General features: G+C 39.3%; 25 protein-coding genes. 2 read left to right on the top strand and 23 right to left on the bottom strand.

Features of this window, described 5'->3' with window-relative positions; genetic code table 11:
- Window positions 1-2: 2 nt before the first annotated feature.
- From QUF86_RS19365 to QUF86_RS19315, 11 genes are all read right to left on the bottom strand, one after another.
- On the bottom strand, window positions 3-905 hold the full coding sequence (locus tag QUF86_RS19365) for an ROK family protein (RefSeq protein ID WP_289335273.1): 903 nt from the start codon (window positions 903-905) through the stop codon (window positions 3-5).
- Between the two features lie 16 nt (window positions 906-921).
- Window positions 922-1,158, bottom strand: a complete 237-nt coding sequence (locus QUF86_RS19360) for a hypothetical protein (protein WP_289316377.1) — start codon at window positions 1,156-1,158, stop codon at window positions 922-924.
- 12 nt (window positions 1,159-1,170) lie between these two features.
- Window positions 1,171-2,517 (bottom strand): PTS sugar transporter subunit IIC, encoded by a 1,347-nt coding sequence (locus tag QUF86_RS19355; RefSeq protein WP_289335272.1) that lies wholly within the window; start codon window positions 2,515-2,517, stop codon window positions 1,171-1,173.
- 33 nt (window positions 2,518-2,550) lie between these two features.
- Window positions 2,551-2,862: a PTS sugar transporter subunit IIB gene (locus QUF86_RS19350; RefSeq protein ID WP_289335271.1), complete on the bottom strand. Its 312-nt coding sequence runs from the start codon at window positions 2,860-2,862 to the stop codon at window positions 2,551-2,553.
- Window positions 2,863-2,865: 3 nt separating this feature from the next.
- Window positions 2,866-4,335, bottom strand: coding sequence for a glycoside hydrolase family 1 protein (locus QUF86_RS19345; RefSeq protein WP_289335269.1), 1,470 nt, complete (start codon window positions 4,333-4,335; stop codon window positions 2,866-2,868).
- A gap of 121 nt (window positions 4,336-4,456) precedes the next feature.
- Window positions 4,457-5,176: a MurR/RpiR family transcriptional regulator gene (locus QUF86_RS19340; RefSeq protein ID WP_289316373.1), complete on the bottom strand. Its 720-nt coding sequence runs from the start codon at window positions 5,174-5,176 to the stop codon at window positions 4,457-4,459.
- A gap of 393 nt (window positions 5,177-5,569) precedes the next feature.
- Window positions 5,570-6,487, bottom strand: a complete 918-nt coding sequence (locus QUF86_RS19335) for a DMT family transporter (protein ID WP_289335268.1) — start codon at window positions 6,485-6,487, stop codon at window positions 5,570-5,572.
- Window positions 6,480-7,175 (bottom strand): GntR family transcriptional regulator, encoded by a 696-nt coding sequence (locus tag QUF86_RS19330; protein WP_289335267.1) that lies wholly within the window; start codon window positions 7,173-7,175, stop codon window positions 6,480-6,482. Before QUF86_RS19330 ends, QUF86_RS19335 begins: the two co-directional genes overlap by 8 nt.
- 750 nt (window positions 7,176-7,925) lie before the next feature.
- Complete coding sequence (locus QUF86_RS19325) at window positions 7,926-8,738, bottom strand: methyltransferase domain-containing protein (protein WP_289335266.1); 813 nt, start codon at window positions 8,736-8,738, stop codon at window positions 7,926-7,928.
- Window positions 8,739-8,934: 196 nt separating this feature from the next.
- On the bottom strand, window positions 8,935-9,381 hold the full coding sequence (locus tag QUF86_RS19320) for a HEAT repeat domain-containing protein (RefSeq protein WP_289335265.1): 447 nt from the start codon (window positions 9,379-9,381) through the stop codon (window positions 8,935-8,937).
- A gap of 339 nt (window positions 9,382-9,720) precedes the next feature.
- A complete protein-coding gene (locus QUF86_RS19315; RefSeq protein ID WP_289316368.1) occupies window positions 9,721-10,548 on the bottom strand; it encodes a TrmB family transcriptional regulator in 828 nt (275 codons plus the stop codon).
- 140 nt (window positions 10,549-10,688) lie between these two features.
- On the opposite strand from QUF86_RS19315, the gene QUF86_RS19310 reads away from it, so the two are divergent.
- Window positions 10,689-11,318, top strand: a complete 630-nt coding sequence (locus QUF86_RS19310) for a homoserine/threonine efflux transporter (RefSeq protein ID WP_289335264.1) — start codon at window positions 10,689-10,691, stop codon at window positions 11,316-11,318.
- Window positions 11,319-11,670: 352 nt separating this feature from the next.
- Here QUF86_RS19310 and QUF86_RS19305 read toward each other — a convergent pair whose 3' ends face one another.
- The gene (locus tag QUF86_RS19305; protein ID WP_289335262.1) at window positions 11,671-13,002 is read right to left on the bottom strand and encodes a (Fe-S)-binding protein; all 1,332 of its coding nucleotides are present in this window, start codon (window positions 13,000-13,002) and stop codon (window positions 11,671-11,673) included.
- The gene (locus tag QUF86_RS19300; protein WP_289335261.1) at window positions 12,999-14,405 is read right to left on the bottom strand and encodes an FAD-binding oxidoreductase; all 1,407 of its coding nucleotides are present in this window, start codon (window positions 14,403-14,405) and stop codon (window positions 12,999-13,001) included. Before QUF86_RS19300 ends, QUF86_RS19305 begins: the two co-directional genes overlap by 4 nt.
- A gap of 115 nt (window positions 14,406-14,520) precedes the next feature.
- Here QUF86_RS19300 and QUF86_RS19295 point away from each other — a divergent pair, with 115 nt between their 5' ends.
- A complete protein-coding gene (locus tag QUF86_RS19295; protein ID WP_289335260.1) occupies window positions 14,521-15,162 on the top strand; it encodes a hypothetical protein in 642 nt (213 codons plus the stop codon).
- Window positions 15,163-15,207: 45 nt separating this feature from the next.
- Here QUF86_RS19295 and QUF86_RS19290 read toward each other — a convergent pair whose 3' ends face one another.
- The 10 genes from QUF86_RS19290 to QUF86_RS19245 all read right to left on the bottom strand — a co-directional run bounded on the left by QUF86_RS19290 (window position 15,208) and on the right by QUF86_RS19245 (window position 26,762).
- Window positions 15,208-16,014 carry an ABC transporter permease gene (locus QUF86_RS19290; protein WP_289336257.1) on the bottom strand — a complete coding sequence of 269 codons (807 nt, stop codon included), beginning with the start codon at window positions 16,012-16,014 and terminating at the stop codon, window positions 15,208-15,210.
- A complete protein-coding gene (locus QUF86_RS19285; RefSeq protein ID WP_289316363.1) occupies window positions 16,014-16,958 on the bottom strand; it encodes an ABC transporter permease in 945 nt (314 codons plus the stop codon). Before QUF86_RS19285 ends, QUF86_RS19290 begins: the two co-directional genes overlap by 1 nt.
- Window positions 16,922-18,061, bottom strand: a complete 1,140-nt coding sequence (locus QUF86_RS19280; RefSeq protein ID WP_483313687.1) for an ABC transporter ATP-binding protein — start codon at window positions 18,059-18,061, stop codon at window positions 16,922-16,924. Before QUF86_RS19280 ends, QUF86_RS19285 begins: the two co-directional genes overlap by 37 nt.
- A 40-nt stretch (window positions 18,062-18,101) precedes the next feature.
- Window positions 18,102-19,202, bottom strand: a complete 1,101-nt coding sequence (locus QUF86_RS19275) for an ABC transporter substrate-binding protein (protein ID WP_289316361.1) — start codon at window positions 19,200-19,202, stop codon at window positions 18,102-18,104.
- A 19-nt stretch (window positions 19,203-19,221) separates the two neighbouring features.
- The gene (locus QUF86_RS19270; protein WP_289335258.1) at window positions 19,222-20,229 is read right to left on the bottom strand and encodes a TAXI family TRAP transporter solute-binding subunit; all 1,008 of its coding nucleotides are present in this window, start codon (window positions 20,227-20,229) and stop codon (window positions 19,222-19,224) included.
- A 162-nt stretch (window positions 20,230-20,391) separates the two neighbouring features.
- The gene (locus QUF86_RS19265; RefSeq protein WP_289335257.1) at window positions 20,392-21,768 is read right to left on the bottom strand and encodes a sigma-54-dependent transcriptional regulator; all 1,377 of its coding nucleotides are present in this window, start codon (window positions 21,766-21,768) and stop codon (window positions 20,392-20,394) included.
- A gap of 24 nt (window positions 21,769-21,792) precedes the next feature.
- Entirely contained in the window at window positions 21,793-23,799 is a 2,007-nt protein-coding gene (locus QUF86_RS19260; protein WP_289335256.1) for a transporter substrate-binding domain-containing protein, read from the bottom strand.
- 899 nt (window positions 23,800-24,698) lie between these two features.
- On the bottom strand, window positions 24,699-25,160 hold the full coding sequence (locus tag QUF86_RS19255; protein WP_289335255.1) for a hypothetical protein: 462 nt from the start codon (window positions 25,158-25,160) through the stop codon (window positions 24,699-24,701).
- 387 nt (window positions 25,161-25,547) lie between these two features.
- Window positions 25,548-25,868 (bottom strand): hypothetical protein, encoded by a 321-nt coding sequence (locus QUF86_RS19250; RefSeq protein ID WP_289316356.1) that lies wholly within the window; start codon window positions 25,866-25,868, stop codon window positions 25,548-25,550.
- A gap of 468 nt (window positions 25,869-26,336) precedes the next feature.
- Window positions 26,337-26,762, bottom strand: coding sequence for an OsmC family protein (locus QUF86_RS19245; protein ID WP_289316355.1), 426 nt, complete (start codon window positions 26,760-26,762; stop codon window positions 26,337-26,339).
- Window positions 26,763-26,901: the final 139 nt, after the last annotated feature.

The following is a 26,901-nucleotide window of genomic DNA, read 5'->3' as shown; positions in this document are numbered from 1 at the left end:
GTCTATTCCCTTCTTCCTTGTTGTACATATGTTTGCAGATGATGAAACAGGGCACCCATCATGCCTGCATCGTTGTTCAAATGGCATGATTCAATACACGATCCATTTATATAACCATTTAATGATTCAACTCTTCTTCTGAGCTCTGGTATCAATCCTTCCCTTGCACTTACAGCCCCGCCAATCAAGATCTTGCTAGGATTGAACATGAAATACAGATTATGCATGCCGATTGCAAGGCTATCATAGAAGCGTTCAACTTCTTCCAAAGCTATAGGGTCACGAGTTTCATAAGCTTGAAAAACATCCTCGCCCGTTACATCTGCAGCCAATATCCCTTTATATTTGGCATACCGTTCCCTCATGCCTGATATGGATCCATTCCAGCTCAATGTATTTTTAAAAGCTGAGTCATTTTTAGTACCATGGGTAATCATGAATCCAAATTCACCGGCCCCAAAGGAAATGCCTCGATATAATTGATTATTAAGGAAAACCGCTCCGCCAACCCCTGTACCGACCGTCATGCAGATAAAGTGTTCAATATCCTGTGCGTTACCCTTCCATTTCTCGGCGAGAGCCACACAATTCACATCATTCTCCACCGTGACAGGGAGATTCGTCAGTTCTTCCATATATGTTTTAATGTTGAAACCATCAAAATCCTTTATGGCTCCTCCCATTTCGATAAAACCAGTCTGGTTATTTACAAAGCCTGGAGCACTGATGGCGATTCCTCTTAAACTGGGAAAAATGGAGACTTTAGTTAAGATCGCTTGAAGGATGGCCTCCCCGTTGTTACGGACCGTTGGAAATCTTCCTTTTTCCAATATATCTCCTGATTCGGTCAGTAATCCGTATTTTATTTCTGTTCCCCCTATGTCAAAGGCTAGGTAGTTGGACATGATATACTGTCCCCCTCTACTGAATTTTTTTAATTGAATAATATAGACCAGGGCCGAACTTGGATTGCTGAAAGACCTGTTTAAGGTGCTTCACCGCTTCCTCCCCCGGGAGGGCAGTCATTGCTTCAAATACAGCCTGAACCCGATTTGAGGATAGAAGGGTTGTTTTTATGCGTTCATCTTCATATTCCGAGAAGAAATCACAAAGATATGATATCTGTCCGGAATTCATTTGAATTTGATAAGTATTCATGCATTCTCCTTTCTAAGCAGGTAAATCGTTATTGCCGGCATCCGTTGATTGCTGTATGGCTGCAGCCTTATTCGAAGCGAGCACAAACGGAAGATAGACAACGGTTGAAACAGCCAGACAGACGAATCCGAGAATCAGGGCCATCCAGTTTCCGCCAGTACCAAAGAATGCAATAAGTGGACCAGGCGTCGTCCACGGCACAGTATAGGCTATCGGCGGAATCAGCTCTGTTGTGATCGCGATATACCCGATCAAGATGTTTACTGCCGGCACCAGGATGAATGGGAAGATCAAAATTGGATTAAGTACGACCGGCAATCCAAAAATGATTGGTTCATTGATATTGAAGATGCCTGGTGCAATGGAAAGCTTTCCGATATCGCGATAATCCTTTCTTCTTGATGCGATGAAAATGGCAATGATCAATCCCAGGGTCATGCCTGATCCACCGTAATTGGCGAAAGCATCATTGATAGCCCACGTAACAGGGTATGGGGCTCCCCATGCCGATCCATGTGCAGCGACATAGTTCAGGTTCTCAAGCGTTGCCTCCGCAAACATTCCTTCCCTGATTGCGGCAACTGTATTAGGACCATGAATCCCGAAGACCCAGAGGAGATTCGATACTATGGCCAGGATAATTAACGAGAATATATTGGTTCCCAAGTTTTTCAATGGGGTCTGGATCATTGCATAAATCAATTCATGGATCCCATTTGGGTAGATAGCTAGAATGATTGCATTACCAACTGAGAATAATACTGTAATGATGACGATTGGAAAAAGAACCTTGAATGTTCTCGAGATGGCTGGCGGTACGGACGCAGGCATCGTGATTTGAAGGCGTTTCGATTTGGACAATCGGCTGAAGATTTCGCCCACGAGCAAACCAATGATCATGGCTACGAAGAGGCCCTGTGCCCCCACCCATTGAGTGGAAAGGAAATTCGTCCCATCAACCACCGTATAAGCGGGATATACAATGAAGAAAGTGGAAAGGGCAGTTAATCCGCATAGAAGGTCATCCGCCTTCATGGCTAAGGCTATATTCCTGGCAATTAGAAAGACAATGAATATGGATAAAATGCTTGTTGAACCATTCAATACTGGTGCAAATACCTGCTGGTAATCCGCTAAATTAGGAAATAGCTTATTCAAGAACAGCAACCTTGCAATAAAGCCATCCGGAGCCAGCACAGCAAAATTCAATAGAACGATCAATGATCCCGCCAATGTGATGGGAAATGCTAAAATAAACGCATCACGAATAGCGACAATATGCCTTTGAGAGTTCAGTTTAGCCGCTACAGGAACAAGGGCTTTTTCCATTACACGCTCAAAACTAGCCATGAATCCCATAATATACCCCCTAAATCTATTGTTTTTTTTGTTTTATTGATTTTGGTCAATAAGCTCTATAGCCCGATCGAGGATTGCACTTCCGTTCATTGTTCCATATGCTCTCATTTCTATGACTTCTACAGGTACCCTTCCGTCTACAATGGAGTCCACCTGTGCTTTTTGATACCTGACCTGAGGACCCAATAATACGACGTCCACTTCCTCCGCGGCTTTACTGCATTCCGAAATGGGCAAGGCAACAATATCGATGGCTATGCCCCTAGCCTTTGCAGCGTCATTCATTTTATTAACCAGCAAGCTGGTGGACATTCCAGCTGCGCATACCAATAGGATTTTTTTCATTCATTATTCCTCCTTTTGTATAATAGATTGAATATTCTGTAAATTATTGCCATTCGTTTCTATCAATTCTTTATACCAATAGAAACTTTTTTTCTTTATACGCCTCAGATCTTTTTCACTATGTTCATCCCTGTTTACATAAACAAAGCCGTAGCGTTTCTTATAGCCATTCAGCCAGCTTAGTATATCCGTGAATGACCAAGTGCAATATCCAATTAGGTCCACACCGTCACTGATGGCGTCCTGGCAGGCGGCTACGTGACTTTTCAAATACTGAATGCGGTACTCATCATTCACAACATCCCCTACCAGGAGCGAATCATATTCACCTAAACCATTTTCAGTAATGAGGATTGGAAGCCTGTATCTGCTGGTCAATCTGCGGAGGCCGATGCGAAGGCCAGTCGGGTCGATTTCCCAATCCCAATTCGTTGCATCCAAGTGAGGATTTCTCTTCGACTTGAATAGTCCGGGAACTCCGCTTTCCTCTGATGTCCCTTTCTTTCCGGTCGTATTCATGGCTCCCAGTTCAATACCGTCGAGCGGGTTCATTTCGACTGTTCCCGTTCGGTAGTAATTGACTCCGATGAAGTCAGGCCTTCCAAAGGCAAGAAGTTCCATGTCTCCATCCATGATGGTCGGAGCCAGACCATTTCTCTGTAAATACTTCATGCTTATCTTAGGGTAAGTCCCCCAGCAATAAACATCCAGCCACCAATGGTTATTGAGATCCTCGGCATTTTCATATGCAAGGATATTATCTGGAGCACAAGTAAATGGATATGTCGGTCCAAAAGCGAAACTGGGCCCGATCTTGCCATCAGGTACGAACCTTCTGAATGATTGGATGGCTTTAGCATTTGCCAAGTTTGCAATATGATTGGCTTCATACATCCTTTTTGAATCTTTCACACCCGGCGGATGCAGCCCTGTACGGTACCCCAATCCGATAAAAACATTCTGCTCATTCAATGTGACCCAATACTTAACACGGGACCCAAAGCGTTTGAACAGTGTTGTGCAATATTCGTTGAAGTCATTGATGATCTCCCTTGATTCCCAGGCACCATATTCCTCCATTAATGCTTGGGGAACATCCCAGTGGTAGACCGTTAAAATGGGTTCAATGCCGTGTTCAAGCAGTCCATCAATAAGGTCATCGTAAAATCTCAGTCCCGCTTCGTTGATTTCCCCTTTCCCTTCAGGATAAATCCGGCTCCAGGCCACAGAAAAACGATAAGCCTTCAATCCCATTTCAGCCATCAAGGCAATGTCTTCCTTGTATCGATGATAATGGTCAACCGCCACATCACCGTTCGTCCCGTCATAAGTCGTACCAGTCAATTTCGCGTAAATATCCCAGACGGAAAGACCTTTACCATCCTCATTCCACGCTCCCTCCACTTGGTATGCTGCTGATGCGGAGCCCCATAAAAAGCCATCTGGGAAGCGTTCACTCTTTTGATGAATCATTATTTCACCTCTTTCTAAAGAAATTGTATCCGCTTTCATCAGCGTGGTAAATACGATTCACCCTTTCTGTTTTTTGTGACGTCAGTTGTCATCTGTTACATAAAAGAAACAGGATGTTACTCTATATTTTGTATATTTCCTTTGCAATCGCCTCTAAAAGATAAACGACCGGAATTTGAGTTGTTATATTCGATTTACCGCTGTATTCCTCTGTTACGAAATAGGATATATTCAAATCGGAAATCCTTGCAATCGTACTGACTTTATTATTTGTTATGCTGACAATGGTACTGCCCTCTTCTTTTAAACATTTGATAAGCTCAATGATCTCGGACGTTTCTCCAGATACGCTCAAAGCAATGGTTACACTGTTACTTGAATACTTCGAATGGATTGGAAAGAAAGGATCCTTTATGTATAAGGAGGATTTCCCAAGACTGGAAACATAGCGCGATCCATATTCAGCCATAATACCAGAGCTCCCAATTCCAAGAAAAATGACACTATCCGCTTTGGAAATCAACCTCGCCGTTTCTTGGATATAGGATTCGAAGCTTCCCTTTAGCGTCCTCTCTACAAATTCCGACAGAGAATGCTGGGTACTCTTTAGCTTGACATGCTGTTTCTCGCTTATATACATCTTAAGCTTCACTTTAAATTCCGAGTAACCAGCGCAATCAACCTTCCTGCAAAAACGAAGGATGGTGGAGGTAGAAACATGTGTCTCATCTGCAAGCTCCCTTATCCTCATATATGTGACCTTTTCTGCGTTTTTGGTAATAAAACCATACAACGAGCATTCCAATTCATTAAAAGATGCAATGGCTTCTCTAGTAAACATATAAAATCTCCTTTTGAGTGTCAGTTAACGACCAAAGTCTCATTTTAATTTTCCATACTTTTATCTATATTTCGATTCCTATGCCATTTCTCCTTTTATTACTTTGAATACATAGTTATTAGGGAGAGGATTCTGCTGGATTGTTTAAAAAGCTAACTATCGATTTGAATGGCGTGGTCTAAATGCCCTGCGCTCACTCGTAAAATACAAAAAAAGCAATTCACATGTTGTGTAATTGCTTTTTCAAAAACCTGCTATTACCTAAAACCCCCAAAACCGGTTAAGCATTTCATGAATGTTTCAGCTCCATTCACCCACACGGTAGTTTATTAGTCTAGTAGTAGTAAATAACTACAGATAGGTTGAATTACTTTGCCCGGTTTACAACTGGCACTACTTATTTTTTACTATCGATAAAATCGTAATGGTGCTTATAATGCAAAACGTGCCAAACCACTCGGCAAAACCGAATGTTACATTCAGCCAGATCACGGATATTAAGGTTGCGGATAATGGCTCAACAGAAGCAAATAAACTTACCTCTGAAGCCGTGATGTATTTTGTACTTTCCAAATAAAAGTAAAAGGCAATGATCGTACCGAAAATGATGATGAACAAAATCGCTGAAAAAGAAGATAAAGTCCAATTGCCTTCAACTGCCCACGGAGGATGGATCATACTAAAACAAATACCTCCAATCAACATGCCCCATCCCACAACAATCATTGAACCCCATCTTGAAAGGAGTTTATAAGGTTGCAATGTATAGAAAGCCAGTGCAAATGCTGATGTTACTCCCCAAAATACTGCCCACCCGGAAATGGAGAGGGTACGTATGCTACCTCCCGTCACAAGCAAAAAAGTGCCTAAAATCGCTATGATTACTGCTACACTCACAGTAATGGTGGGAAAACGTTTGGAACGCATGGCTAAATAACAAGTGATCAGGGCCGGCGCTAAGTATTGAAGGACAGTGGCAGTCGCTGCATTGCCATGTTCAATTGCTGCAAAATAGGTGTATTGAACAGCGAGCATTCCCAGAATAGCAAAAAGGATAATTTGAAGCGCATCGTTTTTCGTTTTCCAGATTCCAAAAACCTTCTGTTTTTCTTTATTATAAGCGACCCCCAATAAGATTAAGCCTGAAAGCAATAAGCGTACCACCGTGAGCCACTCAGGACTGAACCCTTGCCGTTGAAATAGATATTGAGCTGCCGTTCCAGATATTCCCCATAACGCAGCGCCGGTAAGTACCAGAGAAATCCCTCTTTTTCTTGAAGGTGATGCCTCAACTAAACCATCATTACTCATTTTTTTCTTCCCCGCTTTTTACACATTCCGTATGGGCTTGAATTCTTAAAAAGCTTTCTTTCCAATTCTTTTCTATCACTTCAAGCACCTTGGTGAGATTTTTTTGCCTTAAAGCCTGAATAATCTGATTATGCTCATCAATGGAATGATGAACATCACTTACCTGATCGAAATAATACAGTTCTATCCGTATAAGTTTTTGTTTTAGTCCCGATAGAATCCGCTTTAAGTCATCATTTGTAGAAAGATTGATGTAAATGGAGTGAAAGTCATTATCTTTCTGGACGGCTACTATTTGATTTCCCTCGTCAATTGCTTTTTTCACTTCATGATTGATGGCTACCATCTCCATTAAGTGTTTATCTTCAAAGATTTCAAAAGCCTGTTCCATAGCTAACTTTTCCAGTGTCCAAACAATGGAATATACATTTAATACCCCATCGAATCGAATAGGGGAAACAATAGTTGAACGGCTCGGCTTAGCCTCTACAAAACCCTCATCCTCTAGCCTTAATAGTGCTTCTCTAATAGGGGTACGGCTTACTCCTAATTGTTCGGCTAATTCTTTGTCACGTAATTGTCGACCTGGCGAGAGTATCCCCTGGACAATCCAATCCCGCAAGATGATGTAAGCTTCTTCACGTACAGAAGTACGCTTGATTTTTTGTGTTGAATCCGAATGTATCAACGGCTTTGTCCTCCTAAAAATATCAATATCTAATATGCAATATATCACATATTGCATGCCGTTGAAATAAAGTTTCAAATAATTAATACTGTTCATTATATTTTTAAATGATTGTCTTTATTAAAGCTAAACATAAGCAAAGATCATTTTCGCATGATAAAAAAGACCCCCTTCTTATGCAAATAGCATTTCGACTTTAATCCGGATTCGCCGGAAATCTTATGATTTCAACAGTTCCCCTGTATAAATCAAGCTTGATTTTCTCTTTTTTATATCCGTAGTATGTAGGAATGCCTATTGATTTGTTTTATTTCGAAAGTCCCCTTGAACCCTTCTAGACTAAGTCTTACGTCATTTATAGTAAGCAACTCCTGAAACTTCCCTGAATTAAAAAAAATCTAATAAGTGGAATTGTTTCCCTGAATTCAAACCTTTCCACTTAAAGAACATTCCTTTCTAAGTCGAATACTTTCTAAAAAAATGTCTTGAAAACCTCTTGGTGACGACTGCACTCATTACAGGAATATTCTATTTCTAATGCATCTTCCGTTACTGTATGAACTGTCTCTTTTTTACAATTTTCACAAAATCTCTTTTCGGATATTTCTTTCATTTTTTATTCACTCTCCGTTTTCCTATTGGTTTTAGTCGCGTGTTCAGTATATTTTGCGAATATCCAACAGAAAAATACCTTTTTTCCTGAAGGACCTCAAAAAGAATTCAGGAAAAAAGGTACTAGAGTATTTAATTTCACCTCGGATTCCAATACATCAAAGCTGCATGAAACGGATATTCGTATTCGAAAACTCCTTCTTTTTCCACTACATATTCATTAAGGATGGTTTTTACTTCATCATGGGAATATTGTTCATCGAGAATTTTTGTAGTGTTATCGCGAATCATTTCTTCATATGTTGAATATATTTTTTTGCTTTTCAATTTCACGATCTTACAGTCCGCCAGTATTCCAAGTTGATACAATACATTCAAGATGTGTATGTAATCCCGCTTTCTTAAGTTGATGTTATATCCTCGTTCCTTCAATTCCATATAATGAGGTTTTTCTGGTCCTGTTGTCATACCGACTATAACTAAACGGGTTGCTGACTCATTCATTTTTAATAAGGTATGACCGATTTCTTGCATACGGTAATAACAATTAAAACCAAATACCACATCATATTTGTCCCTTTTCGTTTCACTTTCCCACTTATCATGGATCAAATCCATGTTTTCAAAACCTTTTTCGTTCGCCTGAGATTTCAAAAAACTGATAATACTTTTTGAACTATCAATACAAGTCATCTTCCTGACTTCTTTTGCAATATCAAATGTATAATTGCCCCAGCCAGGGCCGATTTCCAATACATGATCATCTGAATTTAATAAAGCCAGTAACTCTTGTTGCACAAGTTTTGCATAAGGGTCCGCTTTATGATGTTTTTTCCCTTCAACCCTGGAAGACCAAAAGGCTTCTTCTGCTGCATCATCTTTAAGCCTGTTAGGTATTTTTCCAGTATGATCTACCATGGCTTCTTTCCAAAGTTCTATATAATCAGTCATCATTTCTCCCCTAAATTCGTATGTATTTATCGTTGTCCACCGTGGTCACAAATGTTAGTCAAATAGCCAAATGCTTCCTCTTTTAAACATATTAGCATACCCCAGCTACAATTTTAGTTTTTACACATAAGAAAAAGGAGCAAAAATTTTGCTCCCAGATCCAATATTACTTGTTTTTCTTTTTTGGTATGGAGTTTTATCTTTTTGATAAAGTTGACCAAGTGTTTTCAAGCCACTTATCAAAGTCTGCTCCTTTTTCACCCTCATAGGTATCATATATATCCATTCGCATCTTCTGAAGCTTCTCTTTGAATTCAGTATATGTGTGATCTTCTGGTAAACTCTTCTTGATCCTTACCAAAATTTTGGTTAATCCCTTAACCAATCCGCCCTTTTTCCTTGCAGGCAATTGAACATCTTCGCCTAATCTTTTCAATTGACGGTAGGCGGCCTCTTGAACTTTATATACAGAATCACTATCCATAATATGTGTGAGAATATCGATTACTTGTTTATTTTTTGACTGGCCTAACTCTTCGATCGCATCTAAACGTTCTCTCCAATTAGATTTGCGATTGGCAGATTTTTTTAATTCCTCATAGTTGGCAGGTAACTCGATACCTTTTGTTTCTTTGTTATTCAAACGAATCATTTCTCCTTCTGTCTTTATGTATATATCCGGAAATTCATAAATGTAAATCCGATACTACAATAATCCCATTACAAGAATGGTTTATTACATTACTTATTATACCCTTTTCCATATCTTAATATAGTTAAATTTCTTACACAGCTGCTATATCTTTAATAGTCGGGTGCCGGGGGCGCGATGCTTTGCTTCTTCAACTTACCTGCACCCTATGGCTAAATAAGTAATTTCAGCATTAAAAGGCATAAATCCCCCCTGGATTCATGCCCTATAGTTGACTGTGAATTAGCTTTTCTTATTTTGTTGTAAAAAACAGACAAAAATAGCGGAAATCTAGTCCACGTAATGTTTTTTGAAATCTGGATGGATAGAAAACTTTTTACGTAAATTGGCGAGGTTTTCACCAAAACTTTCTTCTAAAAGTTCTCTATGTTTTTCCATGATTTCCATGAGATACAAATCATGAATCATGACTTCTGTAATGGGCATTACTAAACCTACATGCATTGTCCATGCTGCACGGCTATCTTTACCAAGCGAGACAATACCTGCTACTACTTCTGAGTCATCTCCACTAATAACAAGCCATCGCCCACCATACTCTTCTGTAATTTCATAACCCATATAATGGAGGTAAACATTAGCAAAATCACAGACGATTTCCCCATAGGCAATAATTGTTACATTGACCCCTCTATTTGATGCCTGTCTTAGTTCAGATTCTAATACTTCGAATTCGTCTTCCCAAATCTCTAAGAGTATTCTTTTTTTAGCAGATAATATACAAGCTTTTACCTTATCGAGTATTTCGTTGCGTCCCATGATATTCCAGATATTTTCACGGTCATTTGCAGAACGTTCAAACTCCGCCAATGATTTTTCTGCCAGTTCAAAATTCTCTTCTGCTTTCATTCGACGGTTTTTTATTAGCTCCTTTGCAGGAACAGGAGTATACTGTGGTGTGTTTCCAGGACTAACCAGAATATCTCCTCTTATTGCGAGACTGTCCAGAATTTCATATATTCTTGAACGTGGTACACCGGAGTTTTTTGCTACTGCATAGCCTGTTAATGGCGATTCTTCCAATAAGGTAAGATATGCTTTCGCTTCATATTCGGTAAAATTTAGGTTTTTTAATGTTTCTAAAATGTTTTCTTTCATAAACCCTCCAACACAACCTTAGTTGCTACCTTTGTAACTAATATTTTAGCAAAATCTGTTGACGTTTTCCATAATCATCTAATATACTTACATAAGTAGTTACTTAAGTAGTCACTATAAAAAGAGGAGGGAGAAATAGTATGGATAGCTTACTTACATACATATCAATAGTTGCAATGATGGTTATTATACCAGGAGCAGATACCATGCTCTTAGTGAAAAATACGCTTAGCTATGGTCCAAAAGCGGGACGTTATACTGTTCTCGGAATGGCAACGGGACTTTCTTTTTGGACGCTTATTGCTATTCTTGGATTATCTGTTGTCATTGCAAAGTCTGTGATTCTTTTCAGTACAATCAAATATTTGGGAGCTGCCTACTTAATTTATTTAGGGATAAAAAGTTTTTTTGCTAAAAGCGTTTTTTCTTTAAAAGAAATTCAAGCACAGGCAAATACACCTACAAAGTATTCAAATCGGCATAATAAAGATTCCTTTATGCAAGCATTACTTAATAATATTCTTAATCCAAAGACCGTTTTAGTTTATATAACAATCATGCCGCAATTTATCAATTTGACGGGAAATGTAAACCAGCAATTGATTATCTTAGCCTTCATCTTAACCTTACTCGCGGTATTGTGGTTTCTATTTCTTGTTTATCTAATTGATTACGCAAAAAAATGGATGAACAACTCCAAATTCCAGAAAGCATTCCAAAAATCAAGTGGCTTAATTTTAATAGGTTTTGGCATAAAAACAGGAATTTAAGTTCATTTACTAACACATCTAATTTGATTCTATCCGTTCAATAAATTGAACGGTTTTTTTTTTCATATGTATCTAACGTGCAACTAACATACTGTTTACTAACCTGCCCCGATAAGGATAAAGAAAAAGCTGCCTTAATCATTTTAGTCAATATTGTTAATCAATCTTTCATCCGTACATATTGCACTGCATCATTGCTCTCCAAAGGCTTTTTCCACCTACATCTTTAATGGAGTAAGATCAAGTTTCTAACATGGTCATTATTAAATGAAAAATAAAAACGTCTGTATTTTCGCATAAGAGCAGGAAATACTGACGTTTAATGTCCAATGAAGTTTCTGTATTCTTTTTATCAATCCAGGCCGCAAGCCTTGGCAAGTATTTCAACAAGGTGAATACTTTTCATTTGGTTTGTAGCTCCCTCCCTTTGAATGCCAATGCTCATTTGCATTTGACAGCCAGGGTTGACGGTCACTACGGTAGTGGCTTTCGTTTCTTTTAGGTTCTTCATTTTTTCATCAAGAATTTTCATGGATTCATCAAAGTGGAGAAGATTGTATATGCCTCCAGATGCACAGCAGCGGTCAAACCCTTCCATTTCCACATAGGAAATTCCTGGTATGGATTGCAATAATAATCGAGGTTCCTTTTGGACCTTTTGAACATTGCGTAAATGACAGGAATCTTGATAAGAAACGATGCCTTGCCATTCTTCAGTATAGGGAAGTGGACCCAATTGATAAAGGATTTGACTAATATCTTTTGATTTTTTTGAGAATTGCCTTGCTGTTCCAGCCCATTCGTGATCATCTGCCATTAGATGTCCATATTCAAGAAGCGAAGCACCGCAGCCTCCTGCGTTATTTACAATTACATCAGCATCTGCCTCCATGAAAGCAAGGATATTCCTCTTAGCTAATGCTTTCGCTTGTTTTGTTTCGCCTTGATGGGAATGCAGGGCACCGCAGCAATTCTGATTTTCAGGGAGGATGACCTCACATCCCACCAAGGTAAGCAGCTCGATGGTTAAACGGTTGATTCGTGACATCATGGAATCCATGATACACCCTGCAAAAAATGCCACCCTTAATTTCGTTTCCCCTTTTGCGGGTATTATCGTACCTGTCCTGATTCGTTTGGAGGACGACTCGATATCAGGGAGTGCTTGTTCTAAATGTCCAAGGGCAGGTGAAACTTTATGCAGTACATTGGATGTCCGGATAAGTTTGGATAACCCTGTTTTTTGATAAAGATGGACTGCACTCCCAATCCTATTCATTCGTTTTGGATATGGGAAAAGATGAACCAATGCCAGTTTTTTGATCTTCGTCATTCTAGTTTTTTGGTTTGTTGGCGCGGAGTTTTCAATGGCTTCTTTTGCCGCTTCCAGTATATGTCCGTATGGCACACCAACAGGACATGCGGTTTCACAAGCACGACAGCCTAAGCATAGGTCGATCGGTTCAGCTAAATCTTTTTGGAAATCTATTTTCCCTTCGGCCGCCATTTTCACTAGATTGATTCGACCGCGTGGAGAGGCTGATTCTACACCCATTGATTCGTATGTAGGACATGCTGGTAAACAGTAACCGCATTTTACGCATTGGTTTGTCCAATCATAGGCATCTGAATATAAATTTTGGACCGCTGCCTTTGTCTCGTTCACTTTAACGGGTAGGTTCATGTAACCAACACGACCCTTGTCTGGCCCTTATCAGGAAAAATCTTTCCTGGATTCAGGATATTATTGGGATCCCATGCTTCTTTGATTTTTTTCATCATATTCACCCCTGTTATACCTAATTCCATTTCCATATATGGTGACTTTAATGTACCGATTCCATGTTCACCGGAAAGTGTTCCGCCTAGTTCAATTGCGGCTTCAAAAATTTCACTGACTGCAAGCTCCACTTTTTTCATTTCCGTAATATTTCGTTTATCAGTAATGATGTTCGGATGCAAATTCCCATCTCCTGCATGACCAAAAACAACCAAGTTCAACCCGTATTTCTCCCGGATTCGGTTTAATCTCTCCATCATCGCCGGAATTTGACTGCGTGGAACAGTCGCGTCTTCAGAAATCTTTGTAGGACCCAGTTGTGTAATAGCCGGGGAAACCAATTTACGCGCACTCCAAATAGTTTGGCGTTCTTCCTCTGTCTCCGCAATCTTGACGTAGGAAGCACCCTTTGCCCTGCATAAATCGGCGCATTTAATTATTTCTTCCTCAATCGCTAAAGGGTGACCATCTATTTCTATGATAAGGATGGCTTCTGCTTGAAGAGGCAAGCCAGAAGGTCGATAGCTTTCAACAGCACGGATACAAGCATTATCCATCAATTCCAGGGCTGATGGTAAAATTCCTGACGATAATATGCTGGTAATGGCATGGCCGGAGTCAATCAAATGATTGAAGTGGGCAACAAAGGTTTGTTTAGCTTGCGGTTTTGGGATTAAGCGGATGATTGCCTCTGTAACGATGCCCAAGGTACCTTCCGATCCTACGATCAATCGGGTCAAATCATACCCTGTTACATTTTTCACGGTCTTTCCGCCAGTACGGATGATTTCTCCCGTTGGGGTGACCACCTCTAGGCCTATCACATATTCTTTGGTCGTTCCGTATTTCAATCCTTTTGGACCGCTGGAGTTTTCCAATAGATTCCCGCCTATTGTGGCAACATTTGAACTGCTTGGATCGGGAGGATAGAACAAGCCAGCTTCTTCCGCCTTTTTATGGATATTTGCCGTAATCACACCCGGAGAGACAATGGCAAGCATATTTTCCCGATCGATGATCAATTTATCTCGTAAAAGGGTCATATCAAGAACCATCCCCCCTTTAACTGGTAAAGGGCCGCCACTTAGCGAAGTACCAGATCCTCTAGGGTAAACAGGTATTTTGTGTATATTAGCCAATTTAACCACTTCACTGATTTCTTCGGCGTTTTTTGGCTGTATCACGACTTCAGGTAAAAATTCCCCAAAAGAAGCGTCATAGCTATAACAATACCTTTCTGCTAAATCAAGGAACATTCTATCACCTGGAATTACCTGACTAAGGTCGTGTAAGGCTTCTTTCTCCATGCTTCTCACTTCCGTTCATGATTATAGTAAATGGGAAAAGCATCAATTGCATGTAATATAATGGAATTTTATGATTCAGCTAGATATAATGATGAAAGATAAAGGAGGGTTTTTATTGAAAATCGCATTGATTCACGCAACCACAACTGCACTCAAACCAATAGAAAGGGCCTTTCAGACAGTTGCTCCAAACATTGAACTCCTTCATTTCATGGACACGGGACTTCTCGCCTTGATGGAAAAGAGCGGCAAGTTAACGCCGGAAATCATTCGCCGCTTTTCTGCATTACTGAATTTAGCCTATGATTCTCGCGTTTCATGCATCCAACTTACTTGCTCTGCTTTTAATGGAATCACTTCAATTTTACAACCTCTTTACACTGTAAAGTTATTTCGTTCAGATGAGGCCATGCTTGATGAAGCACTTCGCTATACTACCATCGGCCTGATTTCAACCGTAAAAGAAACACCCATCGCCCTTCAAAATTATTTATTAGATAAGAATCCGGACTGTAAGATCGTATCTTTGGTGGATCCCGGGATCATCCATTTATTGTCTCAAGGAAGAAGAAAGGAGCATGACGATCGGGTTAAAAAGATGGTGAAACAATTAGATGGAAAGACAGAAGTGATTTTGCTTTCACAATATAGTATGGAGCATGTTGCAAAGCAAATTAATCCTTCTGTCCCTATCCTAACGGCCCCACTATTGTCTGCTAAAAGATGTTTGGATCACTTGAATGGAACGTTTAGATGAAATCAAAAACCGAGCTTAGACAGCATGATCCATTGTTATATCTTTTTATCCGTTTGTATGATGGGAACCACCAAAAACTTTTCCGACACCTTGAATTTTTTCAAGTATGACGATTAGAAGAACTGATATGAATATAACCACGCTTGACACAGAAGCAACAATCGGATTGTAGGCATCCTGCATTTGCGAGAAAATCTCGATCGGCAACGTTCTCATTTCAGGTGATACCATAAAGAGTGAGACGGTTACATTATCAAATGATGTCAAAAATGCGAATAATCCCCCAGAGATTGCCGCGGACCCAATCAGCGGCAGTGTCACTTTCATGAATACTGTAAATGGATTGGCTCCAAGTATGGCCGCAGCCCGTTCAAGATTATAATCAAATCCACTAAGACCGGTTAATACCAGGCGCATTACATATGGTATGCAAATGACGATATGGGCAATCAAGAATCCGGCAGACGTACCGGCTAGCATCATTGGTGTAAAGTACATTAACAGTGCAATCCCTAAGACTAATTGCGGTACACTTAATGGAGAAGTTAAAAGGGCCGTAATATACGATTTTCCCGGTATATCATACTTTGCGATGCCAAGGGCCCCCAAAGTTCCGAATATGACGGAGAATAGGGCAGCTAATGCTGCAAATTTCGCACTATTCAAAAATGCTTCCAAAAATTCTGGACGCTCCAAGATCTTGACATACCATTTCAGTGAGAAGCCTTCAGCCGGAAAACTTGGATAATTGGCACTTGTAAAAGAAGCGGGAATAACGACAATGAGCGGGATCAAGATATAAATAATCGCCAACACGGCTACGGCAATCCGAAGGCCGCCAAACGTTTTCATCATCGGAATACCTCCTTGAATTTCCCTTTTTCAAACACTCTGGTAAAGACGGCTACTGATATGACGGTGGTGGCTAATAGAATATAAGATAGAGCAGAACCGAATGTCCAATGCAGCAGGTTATTTATTTGATCATAGATGACAACAGGCATCACGGGTACATTGGCTCCGCCCATTAGTGCAGGCGTAACATAAGCACTCATAGACAAACTGAATACAAGAATGCAACCAGATACTATACCAGGGATACTTAGCGGCAATGTAATGGAAAAGAACCTTCTGAATGGGCTTGCCCCAAGTATGGCTCCTGCCTTATCCAGGGAAGGATCAATATTATATAAGCTGGCAACGATGGATAAGATCATGAAAGGTAGATATGCATTGGATAGTCCAATCACAACTCCGATTTCCGAAAACAATAGTTTCAATGGTGCATCTATTATGCCAAGGGCCATCAAGGTTTGATTAATCGTTCCATTAGGTAATAGCAAGAGGTACCAGCCAAAATTACGGACCACTATACTTACTAGAAGCGGTGACACGATCAAGAGAGTGATATACCCTCTGATCCGTGCTGAACTTTTGGCCATCGTCAAAGCTACCGGATATCCAAGAAATAATGCAACCAAGACCGAATATAAGCTGATTTTCACTGTTAGCCACAAAGATGATAAGTAATAGCTATCTGAAAATAATTGTGTATAGTTTTTTAGGCTATAAACGGCATCCGCTCCTCCAAGATTATCAGTGGAGATGAAGCTTAAATATAAAATGTATAACATCGGTATGACGAAGAAACCAAATATGAAAAGTAGAATCGGCGTTAAAAGGAGTAATCCCGGCACCCAGACCTTCCTTTTCTTGATTTTAGGTTCCTTTTGCGGCTCAATCGGATTCTTTTCCCGTTCTATTTCTTGACTAGCATAACTTCTGATGGGCTCCATCCTATCAACACCTCACTTCCATTTTGCCATGATGAATCAAAAGCGGAAGTCAATACTTGTATACTTTTACTCTGTAATAGAACATTGATTTCCCATGAGGTACCAAGATAGTTAATTTGGCTAATCTTGGCACGATGGAAATCCAAATGTGGTAAGGAGGTGTCATCTGCAGAAAAAATTTGCAGTTTTTCTGGTCTAATATAAAGCTTCACCTCATCTCCGGTTTTCAAATCATTATCATTTCCCATGATATTATCTGCGTCTACATGTGTGATATCAGAACCTATCTTGACTGACACTTTCCGCTTGTCCACAGCAGAGACATTCCCTTCAAAACAATTCGATTTACCGATGAATTGAAAGACGAATTCTGTCTTGGGATGATTGTAAATATCAGTCGGAGTACTGATTTGTTCAATTTTCCCTGCATTCATCACCACGACTCGATCAGACATGGAAAGTGCTTCTTCTTGATCATGGGTCACAAAAATGGTCGTTACGCCAATTTCCTTTTGTAATCGCTTTATCTCGGCCCTAAGTTCATGGCGCAGTTTTGCATCAAGGTTTGAAAGCGGTTCGTCCAGCAAAAGGAGCTCCGGTTCAACTACAAGTGCCCTGGAAATCGCAACACGCTGACGCTGACCTCCTGATAATTCTCTTGGATAACGATTCTCCAATCCTGACATTTTCACTAATTCAAGCGCTTTACTTATCTTCTTTTTTTGTTCAGCTTTACCCACCTTGCGCAGCTTCAAGCCAAAGCTTAAATTTTCATAGACTGTCATATGGGGAAAAAGTGAATACGTTTGAAAAACCATGCCTAAATCTCTCTTATAAGGAGGAACCTTCGTAACATTATTTCCTTTAATATGGACCTCTCCCCGGTCTGCATCGAGGAATCCTGCAATGAGGTTCAAGGTTGTGGACTTTCCGCACCCGGAAGGTCCAAGAAGAGTGAGTAACTCTCCTTGTTTCACCTCCAGATCAATACCATTCAGGACCACATTCGAGCCAAATTGTTTAAACGCTCCTTTTATCTCTACATCATTTTTATTTGACCCAACCCCCTGAACTGCCTCCAGGTGTTGTCTATTAATTTCCATATCTTTTTTTAATACTTCCATGTGATCAACACGCTCCTTATTATTTGAGTTTTTTCCCTAATTCAGGAGTAACCTCTTTCGCCCATCTGTCTGACACTTCAGCACGGATTTCTGCAAACTTGGCGAAATCAGGTTTGAATGTTTTATCACTTGCTTTAAGGCCGATTGACTCTTCATATTTCTCTGGGATTTTCATACCTTCCACCGTCGGATAAAATCCTTTTTCGGAAATTAGTGCTTGTGCTTCTTCACTGACTACATAGTTGATGAATTCTAGGGCTTCTTTGCTATTAGGCGTATTCTTCACTAGACCAGCGCTGAAAGCTTGAAGCGGCACACCTTCTTTAGGCACCGCCATCTTAATTGGAATTCCTGAAACGGCTAGTTCACCTATGGAATAACTACCCATGACCGTTACGTCAGCAGCTCCCTGTTGGATAGCTGGCATCATTTGCGTTGAGTTTTTATAAAAAGTATTGGAGTATCCTGCAAGATCTTTTGCTTTTTCAAGACCTGGTTCCATGTCTTCCGTACTGCCGCCGTTTGCAATCGCCAGACCATTAAGGGTATTGAAACCCCAGTCATTCGTAATATCTGAAAATGCCGTTTTACCCTCGTAATCCGGGGAGACAAGATCATTCCATGATTCAATTGATTTTAACCCTTTCTTTTTAAAGGTTTCCGTATTATAAGCTGGTGCAATGACTAAGCCGAATGCTGGCGCGGCAGCATTTTCAATCGGAATGAATCGGGGATCCACCGATTTCATATTGGGAACATTGGACTCATCAATTGGTACGATCAGTTCCTTCTCCTTAGCGCGTATTACATCAACCGGTACAAAAAGGGCAACATCTATTTGCGGAGCGTTCTTCTGTAATTCCACTTTAGAAAGGATTTCACCTGATAAACCGGAAATATAATTAACAGTGATTCCCGTTTCTTCTTTGAACTTTGGAGCGATCACATCTCGGATGGCGCTTTCGATGACCCCGCCATTACCGGCTATCGTTATTTTCTTCTCCCCTTTTTCACCTGTACTCGTTTGTACAGATTCCCCCGGCTTTTGCGGAGTAGGATTGCCACACCCCGCAAGTGCGATCAATGCGATTATCGATAAAAGACATATTAGTTTTTTCAAAGTCATTACCTCCCGTTTTTCATTGATTTTCAATCATTCCTTGTTCAGTAAAATAATTCATGGCCCCTGAATGAAAATCCATTGGAACTTGTTTGGTTGCTTCCTCTATTGAAATATCAGAAGCCGCCGGATGTGTTTGCTGCAGTTCAGGCAGATGTTCATATAATGTTTTCACAAGATTGTAAGCATGCGGGTCAGACATTTCCTTGTAGGTTACCAGGACATTTTTAATTGATATCGTTTGGACATTTTTTTTCATTCCCTTGTATGTATCTCTGGGAATTTCATTATGAGTATAAACTCCATATTGTTTTTGAAGACGTTCAATGATGTCCCCCGGTATTGGTATGAAAGTCAGTTCCGTCTGATTGGATATGAAAGCGATTTCATTATTCGGAAGTCCCGAAGAAAAGAAAGCTGCATCAATGGTACCATTTCGTAATGCTTCTGCTGATTGAGAAAAAGAAAGATAGGATAAATTCAATTGATCGGTCGGCAAATCAGATTCTAACAGTATCCGTTCTGCAATAAGCCTTGTACCGCTTCCTGTCGTACCCACACTAATGCGTTTACCAACTAAATCTTCTAAGGAATCAATATCATTTTGTTTAGTAGTAACAATTTGAACATAATTGGAATATAGGGCCGTTAAAGCTCTTAACTTGGATTTATCCGTTTCAGGCAAATCAAGTACATCCACTGTGGTAAAACCAATTTCTGCCCGATGGCCGCTAACCAATTCAGTATTTTCGATAGAAGCATGGGTTACCTGGGTTCCTGAAACAGCTCCATTATATTTTTCATACATGTTTGACAATCTTTTTCCTAATGAAAAATAAACACCTGTCATATCTCCGGTTGCAATGATTAGCAGCCTATTATTTAAATCCTGTCCTTCAGAAGTTAATTGACTCTGAATCAGGGTAGTAGCAGGTTTGGATATTTCCTGCTGCTCATTCATAAAAGAACATCCTGTCATGAAACAAAATAACAAAGCGACTTTTATAAAGAGTGCTCCATTTTTCATTGTGGCCCTCCTTTCTTAATGTACTTAGATGCAAATAACATGCCAAGTCGATTTTCTGCTTTAAAACGCAAATCCTGCCGATTTATTGTTTGGAATACCCGTTTAAACCGGCAATTTTTGCCGGTTACCCAGAAAAAAATGCCGGTTCCCACTATAAGTCTTTTATTCTCCTTTTGAAATGAGCTTAATTTTATCCCGAAGGCTTCTTTCGGAAATTTTTAAAACTTGAGCTGTTTTTTGCCGATGATTTTTACAGTATTGAAGAGTGGCCGTTATAACTTTTTCCTCTATTTCTTTCATGGATATGCCAATAGGAATCCTGAAACTGTTAAGATCGTCGTCATTGCCATCCGGCTGGAGAATGAACTTCTGTTCTTGAACATATTGCGGCAAATCGGTATCCTCCATGCTTTTCGAGTTTGATAGGGCAACAGCATATTCTATAATGTTACCAAGCTCACGGACATTCCCAGGGTAATGATAATCCAGTAAAATTCGACGTGCAGTTGCCGAGAACGTCTTATCTTCACGATTCATATCCCTAGCGTGCTTTTTTATAAAATAATCCATAAGGATCGGTAAATCTTCTTTTCTATCTCTTAAAGGCGGCATGGAGATAGGAATGACATTTAGCCTGAAATACAAATCCTCCCTAAATTCCCCTTCCATCACCATTTGTTCCAGGTTTTTATTGGCTGCACTTATAATACGGACATCCAGTGAGATTTTTGTATTGGATCCCAGAGGCGTCACTTCCCGTTCCTGTAATACCCGTAATAATTTGGCTTGAAGAGGAAGTGGCATTTCACTAATTTCATCCAAAAAAAGGATGCCTCCATTAGCAGCAACGAATTTCCCGTCCTTCCTCTGAGTTGCACCGGAAAATGCTCCCTTCTCATAACCGAACAATTCAGATTCCAGCAGCATCTCAGGAATTGCTGCACAATTGACAATCTGCATGGGGTTATGTTTCCTTCTTCCTAATGTATGGATGTTTCGGGCTACCAGCTCTTTTCCAGTTCCACTTTCACCCGTGATAAGAACACTTGAATCAATATCTTTCACTCTTTCGATCATTGAAAAAATACGCTGCATCGCCTTGCTGTTACCAAGAAAATTACCAAATCCCTTTTGAATCTCTAATTCTTCATGTAAAGTCTCCAATTGATTGGACATCTGTTTGAATTCGGCTGCCCTCATCAAGAGCAAAGAAAGTTCTTCTATATTAATTGGCTTTTCAATATAGTAGTAGGCCCCTTTTTTTATGGCCTCGATGGAAGTTTCAATGGATGAATAGGCAGTCATCATGATGATTGTCACGTTAGGTGCTATTTGTTTGATTTTCTGTAGGACATCAAGTCCACTTTTATTTCCTATTCTAAGATCAAGTAAAACAATATCAAAATGCTGATTATCAATCTTTCGAAGACCTTCATCCGGGTCCGTTGTTGTAACGACTTGATAAGAATCTTCCAAGGCAAAGCTAAGAGCGGTGCAAATAGCAGGTTCATCATCGATCACCAATACATGAATTTTCATATTACTCCTCCTCCTTTCAAGCTTCTATTCGATATATAAAGGTAGTAAAATGATGAATTTCGTTCCTGAATTAGGATAACTTTTCACATGGATATCTCCGTTATTTTCCTTAACTAGCCTATAAGATAACGTAAGCCCCAAACCGACGCCCTTTTCTTTATTTGTGAAAAAAGGTTCGAAAATATGGTTCAGTTCCTCCTGTTTCATCCCTTTCCCCGTATCGGATATGGTAATCCGCCCTGTCTTTTCGTTCTCTTTATCAATTGTGATTTTAATGTTCTTTTCCTCGGTTTCTTCAACAGCATGAATCGAATTCAACACCAAGTTTAAAAGAACCTGGTGAATTTGTTGTAAATCTATATAAAATATAAGGTCATCATCAATGGTCTGCTCGAAATTTATTTGTTTCTTTTCCATTGTCACCTTATGAAAAGCAAGTAATGATATAAGTTCGTGTGCGTAGCAATTCGTTATATTTGGCGGGCGCGGACGTGCATATTCAATTAAATCGGTAACGATTGCATTCAGTCGGTTTACTTCAGTAGGCAAGTGTTCCATTAGCACTTGTCGGAATTGGGGGTTATCATATTTACTCGGAAGTAAATCTATGAAAGTTTTGATAGATGTTAAAGGATTCCTGATTTCATGTGCGACACCTGCAACTAGTTGTCCAAGAGCGTGCAGCTTTTCTTGTGTGACCAATTTTTTCTCCAATGTTTTCTTTTCTGTCTCATCATTCATGGAAAGTAAGTATCCGGTTTGCATTTCTTCAGAATTGAACATCTTATGCATCGAATAGGAAATCACCTTCTGTTCATTTTCCTCATCAAATACCAAGATCCGAAAAGAACCCGTACTATCCTCATTCTGTTCTTGATTGAAAGCTTCGAAATTCTTCATTAATTGCGAATGATTCATAAGATTCAGAATCATTTCCTTGGAAATGTTGAGAATGTCCGAAGCCTTTGCGTTGCAGCTGGTAATCATGAAATCGAGATCGAATGTTATGATTCCAGTATTGATATTGTTTAAGATTTGATCTTTGAACGCTTTACCATTTGCGATGTTTTGTCGTTGTTTCTCTAAATCCTTATTTAATAAATGTAATTTCAACGTCTGGTTATGAACGGATTTTTTTAGCTTTTGATTCCATATGTAAATGATTAGAAGGATAAGTGCTACCGCAGTTAAGATTATGATCAACCAGAATATGAATTGCTCCAGCCTGGCAATTTTTTGATTGGACTGTGGCATGACCCATTTATCGATTATCCCGTTGATATTTCGGTTTGCTTTAAGTTCTGTGAGTGTATTGTCCATCATGAAAAGAAGCGATTGATTCCCTTTTTTCACTGCTATCGTATAATCCGCGGGTTCAATGACTTCATCAAGAATGATGTAATTCTTTTCTTGGCGGAACTTTTTCAAATAGAAGTCTGCAGTCCATTTGTTTCCGATGAATACATCTGCACGGTTGTTCAATAATGTTAAAATACCCGAGTATTGATTCGAAACGGTCGTTAAATTTGTATTCCTCATATTGAGAAATGTACTGATTACTGGAGTGTTATGGTCAAGGACAACATGTGAATCACGTAAATCCGTTAACGTATGAATATCCTGTTTCCTTTTACTAGGAATGATTATTGATTGGGACATTGTAAAATAGGATTGAGTGAAATCAAGTTGGTTATCTTTTTCGGAATTATAGGTGCTTCCAACAATTGCATCAATTGTTCCATTCATTAAAGCTTTTTCCGCTTCTTCCATCCCCATCGGAATATATTTGAAATCTACGCCATTATATTTTGCTATTTCCTCCATTAAATCAATATTGATCCCTGTCAGCTCACCAGCTTCATTTTCAAATGAAAATGGAGCAAGAGCACTTTCTCCAGCAATTATAAATGTTTTTTGTTCAGCAAAAACAGCGGGAGGCCATAATGTTTGAACAAAGAATATAAAGCAAAATATACTTAGTTTAAACAGCTGTTTTTTAATTAAGAGCCCTCCTTTTACGTTGATATTCATGCAGTCAGTATTCCTCGGCTAAAAAACATCATGATAATAATACTTCTCCAATTACGACTTGAACCCTTTAAAATGTACAAAATTCTTAATATAATCTGACACAATCCAACAATAACCAACAAAATGGTGTGTGTTTCTGAATGCATAACATGTCCTAACCATCTAATATGCATCTTGCAGGGGCGGATTATAATTGAAGTCCTAGGTATTATAGAAATTCTTCATGTTTCATTTTTCAAGCTTGAACACGCACTTTAGATCCTTAACGAAATAAATATAAACCCAGCAACATTTGCTGGGTTTGCAAAAAAAAGAGCCAGTTGATTTCAGAAATCCGCTCCCTTTCCGCCGACCGTCTGCCAAGCCTACTCGCCGCAAACGTCTGTGGGGTCTTGGCTAGCCAGTTATTCGGCAGGAGTGTCGCAAATTTCCTCAATCCTATAAGGATTACAGTAAAAAACCATTAAGGGTTTTAAAATCATGGATCGGTGTGAGAGCATTCCGAACCTCCTTTTGTCGACAAACTAAAAAGTCACTATTTAGCGGCCTTTTTCAGTCTGTAGTCAAATAAGAAGAAGAACCAGTTGATTTCAGAAATCCGCTCCCTTTCCGCCGACTGTCTGCCAAGTCTCCTCGCCGCAAGCGTCTATGGGGTATTGGCTAGCCAGGTATTCGGCAGGAGTGTCGCAAATTTCTTCAAAGTAAAAAACATAAAGGATAAACTATTCTTAAACAAGTTTCGAAATAAGACCAGCCTACAGTTTTTTCTTTGAAAAAAAGTCCAGTCGATTGGAACGGAAGGTACGAGCCTCCAAAGGCGCATAGAGCCCCGAGGGCGGACCGTCCGCGGAAAGAGGTGCCTGGAGAGTGGAGAGGAAATCATTTTCAAACCCTCAAGATTATTTTTCGTTTTCAAGGCTTTTTATCATTTGCCGTAACGCTCCAAGATGATAAGCAGAGTGGGCAATGGTCGCATTTACATTTGTCAGCCATTCCTCTAAATCGATTGAATCGATTTCTGCCAATAGAGTTACATATTCTTTATGTAATCCTTCCCTGATTTCAGCCCATTTCACCTCATCAACAGCAGCAATGGTCCAGCTTGCGTCCCAATCTTTTTCAAAGTCCGCGCCACTGATCATTGTGCGGATCACCCATAAATAATATCGTATGTGGTCTGAGTGAGCAGCTATAGTCGATCCATTTATTGAAAGTGAAGCGTCGTTTGCGGTTAAACCATCAAGTGTCCCAAACACCCCTGTATTCGGTCTTGATTCAGTATAATAGCTCCCATCAATTCCGGGTCCCTCAAACGTTTCTTTCAAAAGCGTTTTGATTGAACTCGCTAACGTTTCGCCCATCACAATTCCTCCTCAAGTGTTTTAATCAACTCCATTACTATAATACACTAAGACAAATTAATAATCGTTTTTATTTTGTAAAATAAATCCAAACAACTCGCGGATTAAAGAGTTGCACGCTCACCGCAACATTAGGAAGGTTAGGATTACAACGAACAAGAGAAATACTTCACTTAAGTCTAATATTACTGGCTTGGATTAAAAAATATGATTGATTTTAATTATCGACAGCTTCCTTTTACTTTCGGGTACAGTTCAAACGCTAAGGGGAGGGTAATTATTAAATAACAAAAATAAGGCCATCTCCTAAATGATAAGGACGGCCTTATTTTTATCTAAAAATATGATTCAGTCTTGAAAGCATGCCATGCAAAGCCATTAGATTTTTTAGTAGCTTTTCAAACGCTCCTCCAAGGACAAAATTCTAAACTTTAACTCTTGATTCGAGTCTAAGCCACCTATTACAATTTGGTTATCTTCCGTAATGGTGACATATCTGAAGGTCTCATCATCGTGGATCTTTATTTTTGTTTCCAATGTCGTTTCCATTTTTGCAAAGACTTCATCTGTGTATTTAAGTGGAAGAAAATCATCTAATCCTTCGTCGGGGCTGCCGAGCCACTTAAACATGAAATCTTTCAATGAATATTGTTCAATCATCGATAAATGATTTTTAAAAATTAATTTGTCAATTGTTATCTCTTTCAACTTAACCACTCCTCAATAATATATAAAGTTTATATGGATAAAGTCTTAACATCAAGGGTATTCCAATTACAAACGATTACATTTTGATTACTTGCTGACTAAATAAACCCATCTATTCCGATAAATGGTTCAGGACAATGGAATGTGAGCTTTCCTGAAAAACAATTTGAAGGTAAATATTTTCTTTACTGGAGAAAAAAGTTTGATTATTTAATGTCCTAAGGAAATACGCCTTGTATTACCATTCAGAGGAATTGATTCTGCAGTTGTCACTTTTGTGCATAGCTTTTAATGTGTCTTACTGAAATATTTTAATATTTGTTACCTCTTTACTGACTGTACAAACAAAAAGATTCATTCTATAAAACGTTCATTTCAGTCAAAAACAGCCTCCATTTCTTTAAGGAAATGAAGGCTGCTTTTCTTAAACGATAAATTTAATAACAATTTACTCATAAATGATAGTGCTTAGATTTCTTGTTTTCCTTTAACTCCATTTATTGAATAGCTCATTTTAATGTTGGCATTTAATGAGTGATATACTGAACAGTAGGTATTTTTCGATAATTGAATCGCACGGACCACTTTATCTTCAGGCAGTTCCCCCTCCAATAAATAGTGGATATTAAAATCGGTAAAACGTTTTGGATGGTTTTCTGCCCGTGACCCTTCTATTTCTATTTGAAAGGCCATTGTTTCAAATCGCATTTTTTTCAAAATCATTACAATATCTATTCCTGTGCACCCAGCAAGGGAATGTAACAGTAACTCTGTGGGTCTTGCTCCACTATTTTTTCCTCCTACTTCTTCGGCAGCATCGATCTTTATTTCATGTCCTGACGGAGTAGTGCCAGAAAAGGCCATTTGCCCTGTCCATGTAATCATTGTTTTCATTTGTTTCAATTCCTCCCTTTCTTATTGTTTTGTCCTAAAAATAGTCCACATGTCTATTTAATGAAAATACAGGTCAATTAAGTATTAAATAATATTTTCCCCATTATTTATCGAGGTTTTATTCATTTGGTTAATTTGC

The organism is Peribacillus sp. NJ11 (assembly GCF_030348405.1).
Classification (GTDB): Bacteria; Bacillota; Bacilli; order Bacillales; family DSM-1321; genus Peribacillus.
This window is presented reverse-complemented; position numbering and strand designations above follow the sequence as displayed.